The sequence below is a fragment of the Streptomyces sp. NPDC015345 genome (genome assembly GCF_043078805.1).
Taxonomy (GTDB): Bacteria; Actinomycetota; Actinomycetes; order Streptomycetales; family Streptomycetaceae; genus Streptomyces.
In genome coordinates, this window is record NZ_JBIBTX010000007.1 from 55,210 (window position 1) to 77,676 (window position 22,467).

Here is a 22,467-nt window from a genome sequence, read left to right on the forward strand (position 1 = left end):
ATCCCGCAGGCCGCCGAAGCGAGGGACCACTGGGAGGTACGCACATGTCCGGGACGACCACGGCCGCAGCACCGCAGGGCCGTCGGGGATCCGGGGCCGTTTCCGGGGCCAACCGCTGGCTCGTGCTCGTCGTCCTCTGCGTCAGCCTGCTGCTGGTCGCCGTCGACGCCACCGTCCTGCACGTCGCCGTGCCCGCGGTCACCGAGGACCTGCGGCCCGGCGCGATCGAACTGCTGTGGATCGTGGACATCTATCCACTGGTCTGCGCCTCGCTCCTCATCCTCTTCGGCACACTCGGCGACCGCGTCGGCCGCAGACGCGTCCTTCTGTTCGGGTACGCCCTCTTCGGCGTCGCCTCGGCGGTCGCGGCCCTCGCGGACAACGCGCAGGTCCTGATCGCGGCCCGGGCGCTGCTCGGCGTCGGCGGCGCGATGATCATGCCCGCGACGCTGTCGATCCTGCGCCAGGTCTTCCCGGACCGACGCGAGCGGGCCGTCGCCATCGGCATCTGGAGCGCGGTGGCCGCCGTCGGCGCGGCCGTCGGACCCCTGCTCGGCGGATTCCTCCTGGAGCACTTCTGGTGGGGCTCGGTCTTCCTCATAAACATCCCGCTGATGCTGGCCAGCCTGCCCATCGGGCGCTGGCTGCTGCCCGAGTCGACCGGCGAGCGCGACGGACCGTGGGACGTGGTCGGCGCGCTGATGGCCGCGGGCGGACTCTTCGGCGTCGTGCTCGGCGTGAAGCGGCTCGGCGGCGGTGAGTCGCCGCTCGGCGCCACGACGCTGCTCTCCCTGGCCGTGGGCGCCGCCCTGCTCACCGGCTTCGTCCGCAGGCAGCGGCGGCGCAAGCACCCCCTGGTCGACCTGTCGATGTTCCGGCGGCCCGCGTTCAGCACCTCGGTCGGCTGCATCGTGCTCGCCATGCTGGCGCTCGTCGGCCTGGAGCTGATCGCCGCCCAGTACCTCCAGCTGGTCCTCGGCCTCTCCCCGCTGGAGACCGGCCTGCGGCTGCTGCCGCTCACCATCGCCGCGATGGCCGCGGGCCTCGCCGGATCGAAGCTGCTGCACCGCTTCGGGCCGCGCACCATGGTCTGCACGGGGTTCTGCCTCACCGCGGCCGCCGTGGTGGTGCTGACCGGGATGGGCGGCCACGCCAACGACACCCTGCTGCTCACCGGCTTCGTCCTGCTCGGCTTCGGCCTGGAGACCACGCTCTTCGGCGCCTACGAGTCGATGCTCAGCGAGGCGCCGCCCGCGCAGGCCGGCAGCGCCGCGGCGATCGGCGAGACCTCCTACCAGCTGGGCGCGGGCATCGGCATCGCGCTGCTCGGCACGGTCATGAACGCCGCGTACGCGCCGGGGCTCTCCTCGGTGCCGGGCGTCCCGGCGGCGGACAGCGCGGCGGCGAGTCACTCGCTCGGCGAGGCGTACGAAGTGGCCTCGCGGCTCGGCGGCGGTGCGGGCGAGGCCCTGCGCGCCGCGGCCCGCGACTCCTTCGTGCATGGCCTGCACGTGACCCTGCTGGTCAGCGCCGGGCTCCTGCTGCTCGGCGCGCTCGCGGCGCTGAGGCTGCCGCGGGCCATGGAGTGCGGGGCGCCCGCGGACCGGCCCGAGCAGGCAATTCCGGCACCCCGGGACCCCGCGGGTGTGGGCGCGAAGTCCCTGCGCTGAGCCACCCTGGACGCGAGCTCCCACCGCTGAGCCGCCCTGGACGTGCGGGACGCCGCGTCGTAACGTCAGCGCGAGCCATAGCTGACTACCACTGCTAGTTTTGTGCCGCCGGAGGCCCGCATGTCCGCAAGCGCCCGCACCCCGCTGCCGCCTTTCGACCCCGCCGACCCCCTCGGCATCGACGACCTCCTCGACCCCGACGACCTCGCGATCCGCGACACCGTGCGGTCCTGGGCCGCCGACCGGGTCCTGCCGCACATCGCCGACTGGTACGAGAAGGGCGAACTGCCCGGCATCCACGAGCTGGCCCGCGAGCTCGGCTCCCTCGGGGCGCTCGGCATGTCACTGGAGGGGTACGGCTGCGCGGGCGCGAGCGCCGTCCAGTACGGGCTCGCCTGCCTGGAGCTGGAGGCCGCCGACTCCGGCATCCGCTCCCTGGTCTCCGTGCAGGGCTCCCTCGCCATGTACGCCATCCACCGCTTCGGCTCCGAGGAGCAGAAGCAGCGGTGGCTGCCCGGGATGGCCGCCGGCGAGACCATCGGCTGCTTCGGCCTGACCGAGCCCGACCACGGCTCGGACCCGGCGTCCATGCGGACGTACGCGAAGCGGGACGGCACCGACTGGCTGCTCAGCGGCCGGAAGATGTGGATCACCAACGGCTCGGTGGCCGGGGTCGCCGTCGTCTGGGCGCAGACCGAGGAGGGCATCAGGGGCTTCGTCGTACCGACCGACGCGGCGGGATTCTCGGCGCCCGAGATCAAGCACAAGTGGTCGCTGCGCGCCAGCGTCACCAGTGAGCTGGTGATGGACGAGGTGCGGCTGCCCGCCGACGCGGTCCTGCCGGCAGTCGTCGGCCTGAAGGGCCCGCTCAGCTGTCTGTCCCACGCGCGCTACGGCATCGTCTGGGGTGCGATGGGCGCCGCCCGGTCGTCCTTCGACGCGGCGGTGGAGTACGCGAAAACCCGCGAGCAGTTCGGCCGGCCCATCGGCGGCTTCCAGCTCACCCAGGCCAAGCTCGCCGACATGGCGGTCGAACTGCACAAGGGCGTCCTGCTCGCCCACCATCTCGGGCGGCGCCTGGACGCCGGCAGGCTCCGGCCCGAACAGGTCAGCTTCGGCAAGCTCAACAACGTGCGCGAAGCGATCGAGATCTGCCGCACGTCCAGGACGATCCTGGGGGCCAACGGGATCTCGCTGGAGTACCCCGTCATGCGGCACGCGACGAACCTCGAATCGGTGCTCACCTACGAGGGCACCGTCGAGATGCATCAGCTGGTGCTGGGCAAGGCGCTCACCGGCCTCGACGCCTTCCGGTGACCCCGGCCGGGTCCCGGTGAGCGGCCTTGCCCTAGCTCTGGTTGAAAAAGCCGTCCGAGGGGCGGCTCGTGGCCTCGCCGTTGACGATGTGCGTGTCGGCGGGGGTGAGCAGGAAGACCCGCGTCGCCACGCGCTCGATCGAACCGCGCAGGCCGAAGGTGAGACCGGCGGCGAAGTCGACCACGCGCTTGGCGTCCGTGGGCTCCATGGACGTGAGGTTCATGATGACCGGGACACCGTCCCGGAAGAGTTCGCCGATCGCGCGCGCGTCCCGGAAGCTGTCCGGGGTCACGGTCCCGATCCGGCGCCCGTCGTCCACGGCCTTCTCGTCGGCCACCCGCACGCGCGGGTCGGTGACCCAGGCCTCCGGCTGACCGGGCCCCTCGTCCCGGTCGTCTTCGTAGCCGTCGTCGTAGTAACGCTCGTCGTTGTTGTCGTCGACGAGCCCAAGCCAGGCACTCGCCTTGCGCACCGATCCCATGGACGCCTCCTCTCACAGCGGTTTCCCTGCGTTCCGCATCCCTATGCTCGTCCATGATGCGGATGGTGCGCCAAGTGGATAGTCGCCGCGCGGGGTTTTCGTGACGGTACTGGTGCACAGTCAACACGCCGACGCATGCCGTACTTCAAGGGCCGTACTGTGCACGGACGCTGACATAGAGTGAAATATGATTGTCGACGGCGTATGGGTGACGGTGGGTGCGGACGGGTGAACGACTCTCGCTACGATGCGGGAGTTGATCAACTACGGGCCGCTCGGGGGAGTCGTCGTCGTGTTCGGAATTGTCAGGCCTTGTAGCCACCGCCTCGGCGAGGGACTGAAGACCCAGTGGATGGCGCACCTGTGCGGCCTCTGCCTCGCACTGCGCGGTGACCACGGGCAGTTCGCCCGCGTCGTCACCAACTACGACGGCCTCATCGTCTCCGTCCTGACGGAGGCTCAGGCCGGGCGGTCGACCGGATGGCGGCGCACCGCGGGGCCCTGCCCTCTGCGCGGCATGCGGACCGCCTCCGTCGCGCAGGGCGAGGGGGCGCGGCTGGCCGCCTCCGTCTCGCTGGTGCTGGCCTCGGCGAAGGTCAGGGACCATGTCGTCGACGGGGACGGGCTGCTGGCGCGGCGTCCGGTGGCCGCCGCCGCGCGGCGCGTGGCCAGGAGCTGGGACAAGGCGGGCGCCCGGACCGGCTCCGCGGTGGGCTTCGACACGGCGGTCCTGGTGGACGCCGTCGAACGGCAGGCCGGGATCGAGGCCTTGGCGGGGCGAGGCACCTCCCTGCTCACGGTCACCGAGCCGACCGAGACCGCGACCGCGGCGGCCTTCGCGCACACCGCGGTCCTCGCCGGACGGCCGGGCAACGCGGCGCCGCTCGCCGAGGCGGGCCGCCTCTTCGGCCGCCTCGCCCATCTGCTCGACGCGGTGGAGGACAAGGAAGCTGACGCCGCGTCGGGCGCGTGGAACCCTCTCACCGCGACGGGCACCTCCCTCGCCGAGGCCCGCCGCCTCGCCGACGACGCGCTGCACGGCATACGCCTCGCGCTGCGCGACGTGGAATTCACCGACGGCAAGCTCGCACACGTGTTGCTCGCGCACGAACTGGGCCGCTCGGTCGACCGCGCCTTCGGAACCGACGCGTGCGGGCACGGCCACCAGGTGACAGCCCATCAGCCCCCTCAGGCGGGCTCCTTCGGGCCCCCGCAACAGGGACCGCAGCAGGGCGGCGGCTCCTACGGGAACCCGGCCGGTGGTCCGTACGGCTCGCAGAATCCGTACGGCGGGGGCGGCAATCCGTACGGAGGTGGCGCGCCCGGCGGGCCGGGTGGGCCGGGTGGCTTCGGTGGCGTGCCCGCCTTCGAGCCGCAGCCGCCCAAGCCGGGCAAGCGCGGCTTCTGGGCGGGCTGCGCGGTCGCCATCGGGCTGTGCTGCACGTGCAAGATGTGCTGCGCCGACGAGTACGAAGGGCCCTGGTCCCGCAAGAAGCGCGAGGGGTGCTGCACCGGCTGCGACGGCAATTGCGATTGCGGCTGCTGCGGCATCTGTGAGTGCTGCTCCTGCTGCGACTGCGGGCTGTAGGCCGCTCGGGTAACGGGGCGTCAGCCCTCGACCTCCGGCGGTGAGATCCGGGAGGTCTTGATCGCCGAGGCCTGGGTGCCCCACTTCTTCAGGATGCGGTCGTACGTGCCGTCCTCGATCAGCTGATTCACCGCCGCCCGGAACGCCGGTGCCAGCTTCGTGCCCTTCTTGAAGGCGAAGCCGACGTCGAGGCGGCGGTACTCGCCGAGGAACCGCAGTCCCTCCTGCTGCCGCACGGCGTAACGCAGGCCGTTGATGGTGGACATCACCACGTCGGCACGGCCCTGCCGCAGGGCGGGCCAGACGGCGCCCGGCTCGGCGTACGTCTTGACGGCGTACGGCTCCTTGCCGGCCTCCGCGCAGAGGTGCTTGTTGTCCTCCAGCGTCACCTCGAAGGTGGTGCCGGCGCCGGTCGCCACGTTCAGGCCGCAGAGCTGTTCGAAGTGGGTGATCTTCGTCAGCTCGCTGTCCTGACGGACGGCGAAGCCCTGGCCGTCGTTGATGTACGTGACGAAGTCGATGGTCCTGCGGCGCTCCTCGGTCACGCCGAAGTTGCCCGTGCCGAGGTCGTACTTGCCGCTGCCGAGGGCCGGCAGGATCGCCTCGAAGCTCGCGGCCTCGCGTTTCAGCCGCAGTCCGAGGACCTTGGCGACGGCGTCCGCGAAGTCGATGTCCTGCCCGGTGATCGTCCTGCCGTCCTCCCGGTAGAAGGCCCCGGGCGGGGTGCCGCCGACGGAGGCGGCGACGCTGAGGGTGCCCCGGTCGCGTACGTCCGGCGGCAGGAGCCGGGCCGCCGCCGGGTTCTTCTCGACCGAGGAGACGACGTCCGTGGTGGGAATCCTGCCGGTCTTTCCGGCGGGGGCGGCGCCGCCCGTGGTGTCGGCGGCGCCACCGGAGCCGCAGGCCGTGAGGGCGAGGGTGGCGGCGGTGATCAGGGCGAAGGCCGCCGGGATGCGGCGGGAGCGCTCGGGTGCGGGCATGGCTGTGCTCATGGCTGTGCTCTCATGGCGTGGTTCTCCAGCTGGGCAGGGCGTAGCGGGGCGGGCGGCCGTGCGGGGGGCGGTGCGGTCGTGCGAGGGGAGGGGTGTCACCGCTCGCGGCGGGCGGAGCGGTGAGGTGCGCGTGTGAAGGCGAGGGTGACGGCGCGCGGGCGCGCGGCCGTCGAAGCGAGCGGAGCGTGAGGGCCGACTCGGGCGCGGCGGAGCGGGCTCAGCGGATGCGGAGCGGGCTCGGGCGGTGCGTGCGGCGCAGGGGGTCGGCTCAGGAGGGCATCAACAAGACGCCGACCACACTCGACCGAAGTCGATGTGGGAGCGCGTGACCAGCCACTGCTGCGGATGCATGGGCCAAGTGGAACAGGCATTCGGTGGTGCGTCAACTGCCCTGAGACGTACGGCTCATATGCTGGACAGCCTTGACAGCGGGCGCGAAACGGCCCGTAATCTCAAGGCGGATCGTGCTGAGGGGCTCGGTCCATGTGAAGGCGTCACCCGTGTTCGAACTCCCGTATCCACGGAGCCTTCCGCATGCCTTCCGGCACCTTCGCCAAAGCAGATCTCGCAGATCCCGCAGATCCCGTAGATCCCGCAGATCCCGAAGCGGCCTCCGCCGCGCCCCGCATCGTGCCCCGGCCCCGCGCGGGCCAGTGGACGGCCGCCGCTCTCGTCCTCGTGCTGCTCGCGCTCGCCGTCAGCTCCGTCGCCCGCAACGAGGCGTTCCAATGGGGCGTCGTCGCCGACTACTTCACCACGGCGGCCGTGCTGCGGGGACTCGGGCTCACGCTCTGGCTTACCGCCGCCGTCATGGTGCTCGGCTTCGCGCTCGGCACCCTGCTCGCCGTGGGCAGGCTCTCCGCCAACCCGGTTCTGCGCGCGGTCAGTTGGGGCTACGTCTGGTTCTTCAGGTCGATGCCGATCCTGGTCCAGCTGCTGTTCTGGTTCAACATCGGGGCGCTGTACCCGCAGGTGTTCGGCGTCAGGACCGTCGACCTCCTCGGGCCCGTGACCATCGCCGTCATCGGGCTCACCCTGCACGAGGCCGCGTACGCCGCCGAGGTGGTGCGCGGCGGCATCCTCTCCGTCGACCGGGGGCAGATCGAGGCCGCGCGGTCGCTCGGCCTCGGACGGTGGCGCCGCGGGTGGCGCGTCGTACTGCCGCAGGCGATGCGCTCCATCGTGCCGCCGGCCGGGAACATGCTGATCGGCACCCTCAAGGGCACCTCCATCGTCAGCGTCATCGCGGTGCAGGACCTGCTCTACTCCGTGCAGCTCGTATACCACCGCACCTACCAGGTCATCCCGCTGCTCCTGGTCGCCACCCTCTGGTACGTCGTGGTCACCTCGGTGCTCGGCATCGGGCAGTACTACGTCGAGCGGTACTACGCGCGCGGCTCGGAGCGTGCCCGGTGAGGCACTCGCTGGTGATCGTGGGCGCCGGTCCGCGCGGCACCGGGATCCTGGAACGCCTCGCGGCCAACGCGCCCGAGCTGTACACGGGCCCGGGCCTCGACATCCACCTCGTGGACCCCTACCCGCCGGGCGGCGGCCGCGTCTGGCGGCACGACCAGTCACCCCTGCTCTGGATGAACTCGCAGGCCAAGGACGTCACGATGTTCACCGACGACACGGTGGACGTCGCGGGCCCCGTCCTGCCGGGCCCGTCCCTCGACGAATGGGCCGGACTCGACGGGCGCGCCTTCGCCGGGCGCCGCGAGCAGAGCCGGTACCTGCGCTGGGTGTACGAGAAGGCCGTGGCCGGTCTGCCGCCCGGCACCGTCGTCCATCACCACCGGCGCAGGGCGGTGCGCGTGGCCGGGCCGCACGCGGGTCGCCAGGCGGTGTGGCTGGAGGGCGTCACGGCGCCGCTCGCCGCCGACGCCGTCGTCCTCGCGCAGGGCCACCTCGACGCCGAACCAGACGACAGACAGCGGGAGTTGGCGGCCCACGCCGAGCGGCACGGGCTCGTGCACCTGCCGCCCGACTTCACCGCCGACACCGACCTCACGCGCCTCGCCCCCGGCGAACCGGTGCTCGTACGCGGCTTCGGGCTCGCCTTCGTCGACCTGATGGTGCTGCTCACCGAGGGGCGCGGCGGCCGCTACGAGGGGGACGCCCACGACACGTACGTCCCCTCAGGGCGCGAGCCCGTCCTGTACGTCGGCTCGCGGCGCGGCGTCCCCTACCACTCCAAGATCGGCTACGACTGGACGGGTGAACCCCCGCCACTGCCGCGCTACCTGGGGCCCGCGCAGATCGACGAACTGCTCGCCCGCCCCGGCGGCCACGGCTTCCGGCGCGACGTGTGGCCGCTCATCGAGAAGGAACTCGGCTTCGCCCACTACCACCGCCTCCTCACCGCCCACCCCGAACGCGCCCGCATGGCCTGGCGGGACTTCGAGGAGAAGTACGACGCGTGCGCGCCCGGCAGCCCCGAGCGCGACGCCCTCGTCGCCTCCGCCGTACCCGACCCCGCCGACCGGCTCGACCTCACCGCGCTCGACCGGCCGCTCTCCGGGGTGCGCCACACCTCGTACGAAGCGCTCCAGGAGGGCCTGCGCGGCCACATCGCCCGCGACCTCGCACGCCGGCACGACCCGGCGCACAGCCCCGACCTCGCCGTCTTCCTCGGGCTTCTCTCCGTATACGGGCAGCTGACGCGGCTTGCGGACGTCGGGACATGGTGGCACGGCTTCTTCAGCCTCCTCGCGTCCGGGCCGCCCGGGCCGAGGCTGCGGCAACTGCTCGCCCTGTCGCGCGCCGGTGTCGTGCGGTTCCTCGGCGCCGACGTCGAAGTGGCCGCCGAGGGCGGGGTGTTCCGGGCCCGGAGCGCCACCCTGCCGGGGCATGTCACCGAGGCCCGCGCGCTCGTCGAGGCGCGGCTGCCGCAGCCCACCGTGGCGCGCACCCGCGACCCGCTGCTGCGCGCCCTGCACGCCGAGGGCGCGGCGACGACCGGAGCGGGCCTGCTCGCCGTCGACCCCCCCGACGGACGGGTCCTCGACCGCGCGGGCGTGCCCCACCCGCGGCGCTTCGCGCTCGGCCCGCACACCAACGCGCGCGGCGCGGGCGCCTTCACCCGGCCGCGCACCAACAGCCCGTCCTTCCGGCAGAACGACGCCACCGCGCGCGCCCTGCTCGACATCCTGGGAGCCGCACGATGACCGTCGCTGAGGCCGGTAAAGACACGGACACCGCGAACGCCATGGTCGAAGTCCGTTCAGTACGCAAGTCCTTCGGCCCCCTGGAGGTCCTCAAGGGCGTCGACCTGACGGTGGCGGCCGGGGAGGTGGCCGTGATCCTCGGCCCCTCCGGATCCGGCAAGTCGACGCTCCTGCGCGTCATCAACCACCTGGAGAAGGCCGACGCGGGGTGGGTGAGCGTCGGCGGCACGCTGATCGGCTACCGGCGTTCCGGCGACAAGCTGTACGAGCTGCCCGAACGCGAGGTGCTCAAGCAGCGCACCCGGATCGGCTTCGTCTTCCAGGACTTCCGTCTCTTCCCGCATCTGACCGTCCTGGAGAACGTCGTCGAGGCCCCCGTGTGGGCCCTGAAACGGCCCCGCGACGCGGCCACCGCGAGCGCCGTGGCCCTGCTCGCCAGGGTCGGACTCGCCGACAAGGCGGACGCCTACCCCCGGCAGCTGTCCGGAGGGCAGCAGCAGAGGGTCGCCGTCGCCCGCGCGCTCGCCCTGGAGCCGGGGCTCCTGCTCTTCGACGAGCCGACCTCCGCGCTCGACCCGGAGCTGGTGGGCGAGGTCCTCGACGTCATCAAGGACCTGGCGCGGCGGGGCACCACGATGATCGTCGTCACGCACGAGATCGGCTTCGCCCGCGAGGTCGCCGACACCGTCGTCTTCATGGACGACGGGCGCGTCGTCGAACGGGGCGCACCGGACGACGTACTGAACGCCCCGCGGCACGCCCGCACCAAGGCGTTCCTCTCCAAAGTCCTGTAGCCGCAATCCGACCCGCCGAGAAAGGTTCAGCCGATGACCGACCACGGAAACGGCCGTGGCCCCCTGCACCTCGCCGCCGCCGTCGACCTCCCCGGAACGTACGAGCCCGGCCCCTACGCAGAGCTGGCGCTGCTGGCCGAGCGCGGCGCCCTGGACTTCGTCACGCTGGGGGACTCCTTCGCGCGGCCCGGCCCCGACGCGCTCGCCGTGGCCGCCAGGATCGCGCCCGCCACCGGCCGCGTCGGACTCGTGCCGACCGTCACGACCACGCACACCGAGCCGTTCCATGTGCAGGCCGCCGTGGCCACCCTCGACTGGGTCAGCCGCGGCCGGGCCGGCTGGACCCTCGACGTGTCGGCGACCGAGGCCGAGGCCCGGCTCTTCGGGCGGCGCGGCGCCGCGCCGCCCGAAGAACTGTGGCGCGAGGCCGGTGAAGTCGCCGACGTGGCCGCCCTGTTGTGGGACAGCTGGGAGGACGACGCGGAGATACGGGACGTGGCGAGCGGCCGCTTCATCGACCGGGACAAGCTGCACCACGTCGACTTCGAGGGGCGCACCTTCTCGGTGCGGGGCCCCTCCATCGTGCCGCGGCCCCCGCAGGGCCACCCCGTACGGGTCGTCGACGCCACCGCCCCGCCCGCCCGGGAGGTCGCCGCCCGGCACGCGGACGTCGCCCTGGTGCGCGTCGCCTCCGTCCGGCAGGCCGACGCCGCGCGGGCCGAACTGCGGGGCCTCGCGGCACGGTCCGGACGCGACCCGGACACGCTGCGGGTGTTCGCCGCCCTCGACGTGGACCTCGGCGGCGGCGAGTGCGCCGCCGAGCCGGGCCACGGGGGAGGGCCGCTGCCCACCGCCGAGGGGACCGTGTACCGGGGCGGGCCCGTCGACCTGGCCGAGCTGATCGCCGACTGGCACCGCGCGGGCGCCGTCGACGGCTTCCATCTGACACCGGTCGAACCGCGCCGCGACCTGGAGCGGCTCGTCAACGGAACGGTCGCGCTGCTCCAGCACCGCGGTCGGTTCCGCACCTTCTATCCGGGCAGCACGCTCCGGGACCACCTGGGGCTCGCCCGGCCCGCCAACCGTCACACCGCGCACACCGCGCTCACGGGGGAGCCGTCATGAGCAAGCAGATCCATCTCGCCGCCCACTTCCCGGGCGTCAACAGCACCACCGTCTGGTCCGACCCGAGGTCCCGCTCCCACATCGACTTCTCGTCCTTCGAGTACCTGGCCCGCACCGCGGAGCGCGGCCTGTTCGACTTCTTCTTCCTCGCCGAGGGGCTGCGGCTGCGCGAGCACAAGGGACACATCCACGACCTCGACGTCGTCGGCAGGCCCGAGTCCCTCACCGTACTGGCCGCGCTCGCCGCCGTCACCGAGCGGCTCGGCCTCGCGGCCACCGTCAGCGCCACCTTCAACGAGCCCTTCGAACTGGCCCGCAGGTTCGCCTCCCTCGACCACCTCAGCGCGGGCCGCGCCGCCTGGAACGTCGTCACCACCTCGGACGCCTTCACCGGCGAGAACTTCCGCCGCGGTGGCTACCTCGACCGGGCCGAGCGGTACACACGGGCCGCCGAGTTCCTGGCGACGGCACGGCAGCTGTGGGACTCCTGGACACCGCAGGGCCGGCCGCGCCCCTTCGCGCACCACGGAGAGCACTTCGGAGTCGAGGGCGAGTTCACCGTGCCGCGCTCCCCGCAGGGGCACCCCGTGGTGATCCAGGCGGGTGACTCGCCGGAGGGACGGGAGTTCGCCGCATCCGCCGCCGACGTGATCTTCACCCGGCACGGCACGCCGGAGGCCGGCCGCGCCTTCTACGCCGACGTGAAGGGGCGCCTCGCGAAGTACGGGCGGACCGCAGACGACCTGAAGATCATGCCCGGTGTCACCTACGTCCTCGGCGACACCGCCGCCGAGGCCCAGGAGAAGGCCGCCGAGATCCGCCGCGCGCAGGTCTCCCCGCAGAACGCGATCCTCGCCCTGGAGCAGGTCTGGGGCGTGGACCTCTCCTCGTACGACCCGGACGGGCCGCTGCCCGACATCGACCCCGACCCCGGGTCCGAGCTGGCCCAGGGCCGCGTGAAGATCGGCGACCCCCTCGCCGTCGCGGAGAAGTGGCGGGCGCTGTCCGAGGCCAAGGGGCTCTCCATCCGCCAGACGGTCATCGAGACCACCGCCCGCCAGTCCTTCATCGGCACCCCGGAGACGGTCGCCGAGGAACTGGTGGAGTCCGTCCGCACCGACGCGGCCGACGGCTTCATCCTCGTCCCGCACCTCACCCCCGGCGGGCTCGACGACTTCGTCGAGAAGGTGGTGCCCCTGCTCCAGGAGCGCGGCGCGTACCGCACGGAATACCGGGGCGCGACGCTGCGCTCGCACCTCGGGCTGCGCGAGCCCGTATGGAAGGGTTGATCACCATGAGCACCCAGCACACGGAGCAGGCTTCGGACATGGATCCCGCGGAGGACTGGAAGCGCTGGCACGCCCTGCGCACCGAGACGGTCGCGGCCCCCTACGGGCCGCTCTCCCTCACCGGCACGCACTGGCTCGCGGACCATCCGGATGGTTCAATTCCGGACATCCCCGGGCAGTGGGCCGAGACCTCCGACGCGGTCGTCCTGACCGCCGGTGCGGAAGACGGTCTGACCGTCGACGGAGCACCCCTGGACGGCGAGGTCCGGCTGGCCGCCGACAGCGGCCCGGCAGCCGAGGCCCGCGTCGCGCACGGGGAGCGCCGGCTCGTCGTCATCCGGCGCGAAGGACTGTGGGCGGTACGCGCCTTCGACCCGGACGCCGCCACGCGCCGCGCCTTCAAGGGCATCGACGCCACTCCGTACGACGCCCGCTGGGCCGTGCCCGGGCACTTCACCCCGTACGGCGAGGACCGCACCGTCACGGTCGGCAACGCGGACGGCAAGGAGCGTGGCCTCGGGCTCAGCGGTGAGCTGTCCTTCCGGCTGGGCGGCACTGAGCACACCCTCCAGGTGAGCGTCGAGGCCGGTGGTTCGCTGTGGGCGGTCTTCGCGGACGCCACCAGCGGGGTCTCCAGCTACCGCTTCCGCTTCCTGCGGCCCGCCGCGCCCGACGCCGAGGGGCGCACCACGGTCGACTTCAACCGGGCGCTGCTGCCGCCGTGCGCCTTCGCCGACCACTTCATCTGCCCCTTCCCGCCGCCGGGCAACACCCTGGCCACGGAGATCGCGGCGGGCGAGCGGAAACTCCTCGGCCGCTGAGCCGGCCCTGACGGCAGGGAAGAGCGGGACCGGTGCACGGCCGAAAGGCGCCCTTGTGCGGCCGGTCCTCGCCCCCCAATACTCCCGAGCAGCGCTTGTCAGGAGCACGGCATAACCGGAACCCGGGCCTGCTCTTTGGCTGCGCCTCACGGGTCCTCAACCCACAAGGACCCACTGACTTCCCTCGGGAGGGAACAACGTGAGGATCAAGCGCACCATCCCCCACACCGGCATGGCGAGACGCACCCGTCTGCTCGCGATAGCCACCGGGCTCGTCGCCGCCGGAGCGCTCGCCGTCCCCGCGGCCAACGCGCAGGACGGCATGGCCACCTTCAGCGCCTCGCAGCTGGAACAGGCGAGTGACGCCGTGCTCGAAGCCGATGTCGCGGGCACCGCCTGGGGCATCGACCCGAAGACCAAGCAGGTCGTCGTCACCGCCGACAGCACGGTCTCCAAGGCGGAGATCGCCGAGCTCAAGGCGGCCGCCGGGTCCAACGCCGGGGCCCTGAAGATCGAGCGCACCCCGGGCAAGTTCCAGAAGTACATCTCCGGTGGCGACGCCACCTACGCGAGCAGCTGGCGCTGTTCACTCGGCTTCAACGTCCGCAACGGCAGCACCTATTACTTCCTGACCGCCGGGCACTGCACCGACGGCGCGGGCACCTGGTGGGCCAACTCGGCGAAGACGACCGTGCTCGGCACCACGCACGGCTCCAGCTTCCCGACGAACGACTACGGGATCGTGCGCTACACCAACACCTCGATCACCAAGTCGGGCACCGTGGGCAGCCAGGACATCACGAGCGCCGCCGACCCGACGGTCGGACAGAACGTGACGCGTCGCGGCTCCACCACGGGCACGCACAGCGGCCGGGTCACCGCGCTGAACCAGTCCGTCAACTACGGCGGCGGTGACATCGTCTACGGCATGATCAAGACCACGGTCTGTGCCGAGCCCGGCGACAGCGGCGGCCCGCTGTACGCGGGTTCCACCGCGCTCGGGCTGACCTCCGGCGGCAGCGGCAACTGCTCGTCCGGCGGCACGACCTTCTTCCAGCCGGTCACCGAGGCGCTGCGCGCGTACAACGTCAGCGTGTACTGAGCACGGCGTACTGAGCGCGTACTGAGCACGTACTGAGCAAGGCGAGCCCCCGTCCGGCCTCCGGGCGGGGGCTCGTCCGCCGTCATGGGTCTCGCCCTCTCCCGGGGGGCGAGCTACCTTCGAAGTGGACGACCGAGACGCCCACTTCGGACCCTGGGGGCCGGCATGGTCGAGGAGCTGCTGACGGCGGGCGTGGCCGCCGGGTCCGTCGGAGCGGTCTATGTCCTGGCCGCGGCGCGCGTCGTCAAGCAGTACGAGCGCGGCGTGGTGCTGCGGCTCGGAAAGTTGCAGCAGGCGGTGCGCGGCCCGGGGTTCACCATGATCGTGCCCTTCGTGGACCGGCTCCGTAAGGTCAACATGCAGATCGTGACGTTGCCCGTGCCCGCGCAGGACGGCATCACGCGGGACAACGTCACGGTGCGGGTGGACGCCGTCATCTACTTCAAGGTGGTGGACGCCGCCGAGGCCGTCATGCGGGTGGAGGACTACCGGTTCGCGGTCTCGCAGATGGCGCAGACGTCCCTGCGGTCGATCATCGGCAAGAGCGACCTGGACGATCTGCTCTCCAACCGCGAGAAGCTCAACCAGGGCCTGGAGCTGATGATCGACAGTCCGGCCATCGGCTGGGGCGTGCAGATCGACCGCGTCGAGATCAAGGACGTGTCGCTGCCGGAGACCATGAAGCGGTCGATGGCGCGGCAGGCCGAGGCGGACCGCGAGCGGCGGGCCCGCGTCATCAACGCCGACGCCGAACTCCAGGCGTCCAAGAAGCTCGCCGAGGCCGCCCACGAGATGGCGGAGGAGCCCGCGGCGCTCCAACTGCGCCTGTTGCAGACCGTGGTGGCCGTCGCCGCCGAGAAGAACTCCACCCTCGTCCTGCCCTTCCCGGTGGAGCTGCTGCGCTTCCTGGAGCGGGCCCAACAGGCCCTTCCGCAACAGCAGCCACCGGCGGGAACCGGACAGGACTAGTCCTCACAGGCTGACGACCCTCCTGTGGCGGGCCGTGTTTGCAGCGCGAATCCGGCGTGGTGCGAGGGGGTCGCACGGTGGCCGAGGGGCGCACTGCTGTTTCCGCGTGCGCGTCCTGAAGTAGACCTTGTGTGCGACCGCAATGCGTCGGGATAGTGGGCCGGGTAATTGGCATGGACGCGGCTATGTCAGCCGGCTCATTCATGCCTCGTACTCCTTGCGACCCGTCAGGCCCCCACGCCGGACGGGTCGTTCCCCCCACAGGAGGTCGTGAGTTGAAGCACCGACGCATATCCAAGCGGCGTGCCGCCGTGGCAGGCGCGGGCATCGCCGCGCTGGTCGCCGCGGGAGTCACCTTCCAGACCGCGAACGCGAGCGAGAGCACGCCGGACCCCACCCCGGACGTCCTCTCCGTGGCGAAGGCCGGAAAGCTCGCATCGACCCTGACCCAGGACCTCGGCGCGGACGCCGCGGGCACGTACTACGACGCCAAGGCCAAGACCCTCGTCGTGAACGTGCTGGACGAGAGCGCGGCGGACGCCGTGGAGTCCGCGGGCGGCAAGGCCAGAATCGTCGAGAACTCCCTCGCGGAGCTGAAGAGCGCCCGCACCACGCTCGACGAGAAGGCGGCCGTGCCCGGCACCTCGTGGGCGATGGACCCGGCCACCAACAAGGTCGTCGTCACGGTGGACCGCACGGTCGATGGCGCCGCGCTCGACAAGGTCGGCTCGATCGTGAAGAGCCTCGGCGGCAAGGCCGAACTCAAGCGCAGCAAGGGCGAGTTCAAAGCCTTCCTCGCCGGCGGCGACGCGATCTTCGGCGGCGGCTCGCGCTGCTCGCTGGGCTTCAACGTCGTCAAGGACGGCCAGCCCCACTTCCTGACGGCGGGCCACTGCGGCAACGCGGTAAAGAGCTGGTCCGACGCGCAGGGCGGCCAGGAGATCGGCACCACGGTGGAGTCGAGCTTCCCGGGCGACGACCACGCCCTCGTGAAGTACACGGCCGACACCCCGCACCCGAGCGAGGTGAACCTCTACAACGGCAGCGCCCAGGCGATCGCCAAGGCGGGGGAGGCCACGGTCGGGCAGAAGGTGCAGCGCAGCGGCAGCACCACGCAGCTCCACGACGGTGAGGTCACCGCCTTGAACGCCACGGTGAACTACCAGGAGGGCCAGGTCGACGGGCTGATCCAGACCACGGTCTGTGCCGAGCCCGGCGACAGCGGCGGCGCGCTCTTCGCCGGTGACACCGCGCTGGGTCTCACCTCGGGCGGCAGCGGCGACTGCTCCTCCGGGGGCGAGACCTTCTTCCAGCCGGTGACGGAGGCGCTGACCGCGTACGGCGCGCAAATCGGCTGAGGCTGAGACTGTCGGAACCGTGTGCGTCCCGCCCCCGCGACCTGCGGGGGCGGGGCGCACGCGGTTCCCCGCCGCTCAGGGGGCGAGGGGCCTGCCGTACTGCGTGCCGCTGAGGTCGATCGAACCGTTGGCCGGTCGTCCGCGCCGGGCGGACAGCGCGAGGGTGACGACCACGCCGACCAGCGCCCAGGCGGCCAGGACCAGGAGCGGTCCGGTGAGCGCGTTCCCCTCGAAGTACGCGATGGAGCGCGCCGACCAGGTGCCCGCGCCCGGCGGCAGCCAGGGCCCGATCGCCTTCCAGAACGCCGGGAGCATGGGCAGCGGGAAGGCGCCGCCCGCGCTCGGGTTGCCCCCGATGACGATGATGAGGACGGCCAGGCCGATGCCCACGATGCCGGTGAGCGCCTGGAGGGCGAGCGTGATCGCGCCGACCCCGAAGACGACCAGGGCGCCGAGGCCCCACAGGCCCATGACGCTGCCGGGCAGGGCGCCGAGAATGGGCCCGATGATGATCGCGCCGCCGAGTCCGCCGGCGATCGAGTAGAGCGCCATGGTGCCGAGCCTGATGATCGCGCGCGGCACGTTCGAGGCCCGGGAGCCCGCGCTGATCGCGAGGATCGACGCGCAGAGATAGCCGCCGACGCACCAGCCGACGACCAGGTAGAAGGACGAGAGCCCGTTGAAGTCCTTGTTCGAGGCGGCGGCCACGTCCTCGGTCTTCACCGTGCGCTTCTCGGCCGCGTCGACCTCGGTGAGGAGCGTGGTCAGGGTCCGCGAGAGCGCGGTGCCGCCGCCGGAGGCGACCAGGAGGGTGTCGGTCGTGCCGCGCGGGTCGACGACCAGGGCGCCGTCGATGTCGCGGTGCATGATCTGGCGCCGGGCCGTGGCCTCGTCCTTGAGGACGCGGGGGTCCAGCGGGTCGCCGGGGAGCTTGTTCAGCTTGTCGGCGGTCTGCCCGGCCGCGGGGCCCGGGGCGACCACGCCGAAGGCCACGTCCTTGGGTCTCGGGTCGTGCAGCGCCCCCACGTAGGAGGCGATGAACAGCAGCTGGAGGGCGAGTACGCCGATGACGAGCATGGCGGCTCGCGGGGTGACGGCGTTCTTCAACTCATCGGCGAACCTCATGCCCCCACGCTCCGGGGCACCGGTCGTTCTCGCAGGTGGGATGGGCCGAACGGGCGATACCCGGGGTGTCCGGGGAGGGGCCTCGCACGCCTGTCGTACATGCGTTCGAAACTTGGTCTATGGTGGAGGTGAGGGATACGAGATCGGATCGGTTCAGGGTTACAGGAGGTGCGTGTGCCCGACTTCACGCATCTGCACACCGTCTCCGGGTTCTCTCTGCGGTACGGCGCCTCGCACCCGGAGCGGCTCGCCGAGCGCGCCGCCGAGCGGGGCATGGACGCCCTCGCGCTCACCGACCGGGACACCCTCGCGGGCACCGTCCGGTTCGCCAAGGCCTGCGCGAAGGCGGGGGTGCGGCCGCTCTTCGGCACCGAGCTCGCGGTGGCGGAGCCCGCCCCGGCCAAGGGTGAGCGGCGACGGGCCCCCGTGCGCGGCGGTGCCTTCATCGACGAGTCGACCCCCCGCGTGACCTTCCTCGCCCGCGACGGCGCCACCGGCTGGGCCACGCTCTGCCGCCTTGTCACCGCCGCGCACCGCGCCGACGCCGACGGCACCGACGGACAGCCCGTCCTGCCGTGGCGGGAGAACCACGGCGAGGGCCTGACCGTGCTGCTCGGTCCCGCCTCCGACGTGGGGCGCGCGCTCGCCGCCGGGCGCCCCGACCGGGCCGCCCGCCTCCTCGCGCCCTGGCGTGAGCGGTACGGCGACGCGCTGCGCCTGGAGTCCGTCTGGCACGGCCGCGAGGGCACCGGACCCGGCTCGCTGCGCCTGGCCGCGCGCACCGTCGGCTTCGCCGCCGAGCAGGGGGTGCGGCCCGTCCTGAGCAACGCCGTGCGCTACGCCGACGCCGGGCAGGGCCCCGTCGCCGACGTCCTCGACGCCGCGCGCCGCCTCGTCCCCGTCGACCCGACCAAGGAACTGGACAGCGGCGAACGCTGGCTGAAGGGCGCCGACGACATGCTGCGCGTCGCCGAGCGCGTCGTCGAGGCCGCGGGCTTCCGCCGCGACACCGCGCACCGCCTGATCGAACAGACCCAGGCGGTGGCCGCCGCGTGCCTGGTCGACCCCGAGGACGACCTCGGCATCGGGACCGTGCACTTCCCCGAGCCGCGCCTGGTCGGCGCCGGGCGGCGCACCGCGCAGCGCGTCCTCGCCTCCCGGGCGGCGGCGGGCATGGTGCTGCGGGGCTACGACTCCCGGCGCGAGTACTGGGAGCGGATGCACCACGAGCTGGACATCATCGAGTTCCACGGCTACGCCTCCTACTTCCTGACCGTGGCCCAAGTGGTCGACGACGTACGCGGCATGGGAATCCGGGTCGCGGCGCGCGGCTCCGGCGCGGGGTCCCTCGTCAACCACCTCATCGGCATCGCGCACGCCGACCCCGTCGAGCACGGGCTGCTCATGGAGCGGTTCCTGTCCAAGCGGCGGCGCGTCCTGCCGGACATCGACATCGACGTGGAGTCCGCCCGCCGCCTGGAGGTCTACCGCGCGATCATCGGCCGCTTCGGCACTGAGCGGGTCGCGACGGTCGCCATGCCCGAGACCTACCGGGTGCGCCATGCCGTACGCGATGTGGGCGCCGCCCTGTCCATGGACCCGGCCGACATCGACCGCGTCGCCAAGGCCTTCCCGCACATCCGCGCCCGCGACGCCCGCGCCGCGCTGGCGGAACTGCCCGAACTGCGGGCGGTGGCAAAGGAGTTCGGCGACCGCGACCGGCTGTGGGAACTGGTCGAGGCGCTTGACGGGCTGCCGCGCGGGGTCGCCATGCACCCGTGCGGGGTGCTGCTCTCCGACGCCTCGCTGCTGGCGCGCACGCCCGTCGTGCCCACCAGTGGCGAGGGCCTGCCCATGTCGCAGTTCGACAAGGAGGACGTGGAGGACCTCGGCCTGCTCAAGCTGGACGTGCTCGGCGTGCGGATGCAGTCGGCGATGGCGCACGCGGTGACGGAGGTCGAGCGGGCCACGGGGGAGCGGGTCGACCTGGACGCGGTGGAGCCGGGCGACCCGGCCACGTACCGGCTCATCCAGTCCACCGAGACGCTCGGCTGCTTCCAGATCGAGTCGCCGGGCCAGCGCGACCTGGTCGGACGGCTTCAGCCCTCGACCTTCCACGACCTGGTGGTCGACATCTCCCTGTTCCGGCCGGGCCCGGTCGCGGCCGACATGGTGCGGCCCTTCATCGAGGCCAGGCACGGCCGCGCGCCCGTCCGCTACCCGCACCCGGACCTCGCGGAGCCGCTGAAGGAGACGTACGGCGTCGTCGTCTTCCACGAGCAGATCATCCACATCGTGGACATCATGACCGGCTGCGGGCGCGACGAGGCGGACCGGGTGCGGCGCGGGCTCTCCGACCCCGAGTCGCAGGGGCGCATCCGGTTCTGGTTCGCGCAGCACGCGGCGGCCAAGGGGTACGACGCCGAGACCATCGCCCGCGCCTGGGAGATCGTCGAGGCCTTCGGGTCGTACGGCTTCTGCAAGGCGCACGCCGTGGCCTTCGCCGTGCCGACGTACCAGTCGGCGTGGCTGAAGGCCCATCACCCGGCCGCTTTCTACGCCGGGTTGCTCACGCACGACCCCGGCATGTACCCGAAGAGGCTGCTGCTCGCGGACGCGCGGCGGCGCGGGGTGCCGATCCTGCCGCTGGACGTGAACCGGTCGGCGGTCGCCCACCGTATCGAACTGGTGTCTGATAACTCAGGGCCTCAGCCGGTGTGGGGCCTGCGCCTGGCCCTCTCCGATGTCCACGGCATCAGCGAGGCCGAGGCCGCGCGCATCGCGGACGGGCAGCCGTACGCCTCCCTCGTCGACTTCTGGGAGCGGGCCAGGCCCTCGAAGCCGGTCGCGCAGCGGCTCGCCCAGGTCGGCGCGCTCGACGCGTTCGGCGCCAACCGCCGCGACCTGCAACTGCACCTGACGGAGCTGCGGCGCGGCGGCCGGGGAGCGGCCGGGGCCCAGCTCCCCCTGGCCGGCGGGCGCAGGACGGCGTCCGCGGGCCTGCCCGACCTGGACGACGCGGAGCGGCTCAGCGCCGAACTGGGCGTCCTCGGCATGGACTCCTCGCGCCACCTCATGGCGGACCACGGCGCCTTCCTCGCCGAGCTGGGCGTGCTCAGCGCCCGACGGCTGCGCGAGGCCGAACACGGCGCGACCGTCCTGGTCGCGGGCGCCAAGGCCGCCACGCAGACCCCGCCGATCCGCTCCGGCAAGCGGGTCATCTTCACCACCCTTGACGACGGGACGGGCCTGGTCGACCTGGCCTTCTTCGACGACGCGCACGAGCGGTGCGCGCACACCGTCTTCCACTCCTGGCTGCTGCTGGTGCGCGGCGTGGTGCAGCGCCGCGGGCCGCGCAGCCTCAGCGTCGTCGGCTCGGCGGCGTGGAACCTCGCGGAGCTGGTGGAGGTACGCGAGGAGGGCGGCCTCGACGCGGTGGCACTGCGCCTGGCGGAGCCCGGACCCGAGCCCGGACCCGAGTCCGCCGAGTCGGAGCCCGGACAGGGCCCGGACCCGAACCCGGTGGCGGGCGGCCGCCGCATCCGCATGGCCACGGGGTACGAGATGCACCCCTGGGCGGATCTGCGCCCGGCGGGCGAGGGGTCCGCGGGCACCAGCAGGAAGTTGTGGCACCAGAGTCCGGGGAGCGCGGGATGAACACCTTCGACGACGCCCACGGTGGCGGTGCGAGCACCCTCTACGTGCGGTTCCTGCTGGCACCCATGTACGAAGCACTGCTGCCCCAACTGGTCGACCTGCTCGGCGAGTTCACCCCGCAGGTCGAGGCGCTCCCGCCCGACGCCGCCCTCATGGACGTCCGTGGCGCGCGGCGCTACTTCGACCGGAACCCCGTCGAACTGGCCGCGCTGATCCGGGTGCGGGCGCTCGCGCTGTACGGGGTGGAGTGCGCGATCGGAGCCGGACCCGGCCCGATGCTGGCGCGGATGGCCGCCCGTGGCGCCGCGCCCGGTGTGACCCGCGCCGTGCCCGAAGACCCGGAAGGCGTACGCCGGTTCCTCGCCGAGCGGCCGGTCGGCGAGCTGCCGGGCATCGGCCGCGCCACCGCCCGCACCCTGTGCGAGTACGGCCTCGACTCCCTCGGGAAGGTCGCCGCCGCGCCGCTGTCCACCCTGCAACGGCTGGTCGGCGCCCGCGCGGGCCGCGAGCTGCGCGAGAAGGCGCGGGGCATCGACCGCACCCGGGTCGTACCGAACTCCGCGGCGCGCTCGATCGCCGCCGAACGCCCCTTCTCCCGCGACGAGCTGGACCCCTTCCGGCACCGCCGCGCCCTGCTGTCCGGCGCCGAGGAGCTGGGCGTCAGGATGCGCGGCGAGGACCAGGTGTGCCGCGCGCTGACCCTCACCGTGCGGTACGCGGACCGGAGCACGACTGTCCGGACCCGGACCCTGCCCGAGCCGACCGCGCACTCCATCGCGCTGACCACGGCCGCGTACCGCATGTACGAGGCGCTCGGCCTGCAACGGGCCCGGGTGCGCGCCATCGGACTGCGCGCCGAGGGGCTCGGCCCGGCCGAACGCGCCGCCCACCAGCTGACGTTCGACCCGGCGGACGAGAAGGCCCGCCGCATCGAGGAGGTGGCCGACCGGGCCCGGGAGAAGTTCGGCCCCGGCGCGATCGTGCCGGGAACGCTGGCGGCGTGAACCGCGCC

Annotated in this window: 17 protein-coding genes; 14 read left to right on the forward strand and 3 right to left on the reverse strand. The window is 72.6% G+C overall.

Translation table 11 applies throughout. The annotated features are described in order from the left end of the window. Positions 1–44 precede the first annotated feature (44 nt). Together ACF062_RS27245 and ACF062_RS27250 are read left to right on the forward strand one after the other, a co-directional pair. Positions 45–1,670, forward strand: a complete 1,626-nt coding sequence (locus ACF062_RS27245) for an MFS transporter (protein WP_392142122.1) — start codon at positions 45–47, stop codon at positions 1,668–1,670. 120 nt (positions 1,671–1,790) lie between these two features. Continuing rightward, positions 1,791–2,987 carry an acyl-CoA dehydrogenase family protein gene (locus tag ACF062_RS27250; protein ID WP_392142124.1) on the forward strand — a complete coding sequence of 399 codons (1,197 nt, stop codon included), beginning with the start codon at positions 1,791–1,793 and terminating at the stop codon, positions 2,985–2,987. Positions 2,988–3,018: 31 nt separating this feature from the next. Here the strand turns inward: ACF062_RS27250 and ACF062_RS27255 are convergent, their stop codons facing one another. After that, entirely contained in the window at positions 3,019–3,468 is a 450-nt protein-coding gene (locus ACF062_RS27255) for a cell division protein SepF (RefSeq protein WP_223773807.1), read from the reverse strand. Between the two features lie 292 nt (positions 3,469–3,760). On the opposite strand from ACF062_RS27255, the gene ACF062_RS27260 reads away from it, so the two are divergent. Next, positions 3,761–5,056 carry a DUF5685 family protein gene (locus ACF062_RS27260; protein WP_392142679.1) on the forward strand — a complete coding sequence of 432 codons (1,296 nt, stop codon included), beginning with the start codon at positions 3,761–3,763 and terminating at the stop codon, positions 5,054–5,056. A 20-nt stretch (positions 5,057–5,076) separates the two neighbouring features. Here the strand turns inward: ACF062_RS27260 and ACF062_RS27265 are convergent, their stop codons facing one another. Beyond that, entirely contained in the window at positions 5,077–6,048 is a 972-nt protein-coding gene (locus ACF062_RS27265; protein ID WP_392142126.1) for a transporter substrate-binding domain-containing protein, read from the reverse strand. Between the two features lie 534 nt (positions 6,049–6,582). On the opposite strand from ACF062_RS27265, the gene ACF062_RS27270 reads away from it, so the two are divergent. The 9 genes from ACF062_RS27270 (at position 6,583) to ACF062_RS27310 (ending at position 16,673) form a co-directional block, all read left to right on the forward strand. Continuing rightward, complete coding sequence (locus tag ACF062_RS27270; protein ID WP_392142128.1) at positions 6,583–7,464, forward strand: amino acid ABC transporter permease; 882 nt, start codon at positions 6,583–6,585, stop codon at positions 7,462–7,464. Next, positions 7,461–9,215, forward strand: coding sequence for an FAD/NAD(P)-binding protein (locus ACF062_RS27275; protein WP_392142130.1), 1,755 nt, complete (start codon positions 7,461–7,463; stop codon positions 9,213–9,215). The genes ACF062_RS27270 and ACF062_RS27275 overlap by 4 nt, the downstream gene beginning before the upstream one ends. Next, positions 9,212–10,009, forward strand: a complete 798-nt coding sequence (locus tag ACF062_RS27280) for an amino acid ABC transporter ATP-binding protein (protein ID WP_392142131.1) — start codon at positions 9,212–9,214, stop codon at positions 10,007–10,009. Before ACF062_RS27275 ends, ACF062_RS27280 begins: the two co-directional genes overlap by 4 nt. 33 nt (positions 10,010–10,042) lie before the next feature. Continuing rightward, the gene (locus ACF062_RS27285) at positions 10,043–11,134 is read left to right on the forward strand and encodes an LLM class flavin-dependent oxidoreductase (protein WP_392142133.1); all 1,092 of its coding nucleotides are present in this window, start codon (positions 10,043–10,045) and stop codon (positions 11,132–11,134) included. After that, positions 11,131–12,423 carry an NtaA/DmoA family FMN-dependent monooxygenase gene (locus ACF062_RS27290; protein WP_392142134.1) on the forward strand — a complete coding sequence of 431 codons (1,293 nt, stop codon included), beginning with the start codon at positions 11,131–11,133 and terminating at the stop codon, positions 12,421–12,423. Before ACF062_RS27285 ends, ACF062_RS27290 begins: the two co-directional genes overlap by 4 nt. Positions 12,424–12,428: 5 nt before the next feature. After that, positions 12,429–13,244: a DUF1684 domain-containing protein gene (locus ACF062_RS27295; RefSeq protein WP_392142136.1), complete on the forward strand. Its 816-nt coding sequence runs from the start codon at positions 12,429–12,431 to the stop codon at positions 13,242–13,244. 199 nt (positions 13,245–13,443) lie between these two features. After that, entirely contained in the window at positions 13,444–14,346 is a 903-nt protein-coding gene (locus tag ACF062_RS27300; protein WP_392142138.1) for a S1 family peptidase, read from the forward strand. A 165-nt stretch (positions 14,347–14,511) separates the two neighbouring features. After that, positions 14,512–15,315 carry a slipin family protein gene (locus ACF062_RS27305; protein WP_392142140.1) on the forward strand — a complete coding sequence of 268 codons (804 nt, stop codon included), beginning with the start codon at positions 14,512–14,514 and terminating at the stop codon, positions 15,313–15,315. A gap of 275 nt (positions 15,316–15,590) precedes the next feature. Further along, a complete protein-coding gene (locus tag ACF062_RS27310; RefSeq protein ID WP_392142142.1) occupies positions 15,591–16,673 on the forward strand; it encodes a S1 family peptidase in 1,083 nt (360 codons plus the stop codon). Between the two features lie 75 nt (positions 16,674–16,748). Here the strand turns inward: ACF062_RS27310 and ACF062_RS27315 are convergent, their stop codons facing one another. Beyond that, on the reverse strand, positions 16,749–17,798 hold the full coding sequence (locus ACF062_RS27315) for a DUF3533 domain-containing protein (protein ID WP_392142144.1): 1,050 nt from the start codon (positions 17,796–17,798) through the stop codon (positions 16,749–16,751). Between the two features lie 174 nt (positions 17,799–17,972). Here ACF062_RS27315 and ACF062_RS27320 point away from each other — a divergent pair, with 174 nt between their 5' ends. Continuing rightward, positions 17,973–21,455, forward strand: coding sequence for a DNA polymerase III subunit alpha (locus ACF062_RS27320; protein ID WP_392142146.1), 3,483 nt, complete (start codon positions 17,973–17,975; stop codon positions 21,453–21,455). Then, the gene (locus ACF062_RS27325; RefSeq protein ID WP_392142147.1) at positions 21,452–22,459 is read left to right on the forward strand and encodes a hypothetical protein; all 1,008 of its coding nucleotides are present in this window, start codon (positions 21,452–21,454) and stop codon (positions 22,457–22,459) included. Before ACF062_RS27320 ends, ACF062_RS27325 begins: the two co-directional genes overlap by 4 nt. Positions 22,460–22,467: the final 8 nt, after the last annotated feature.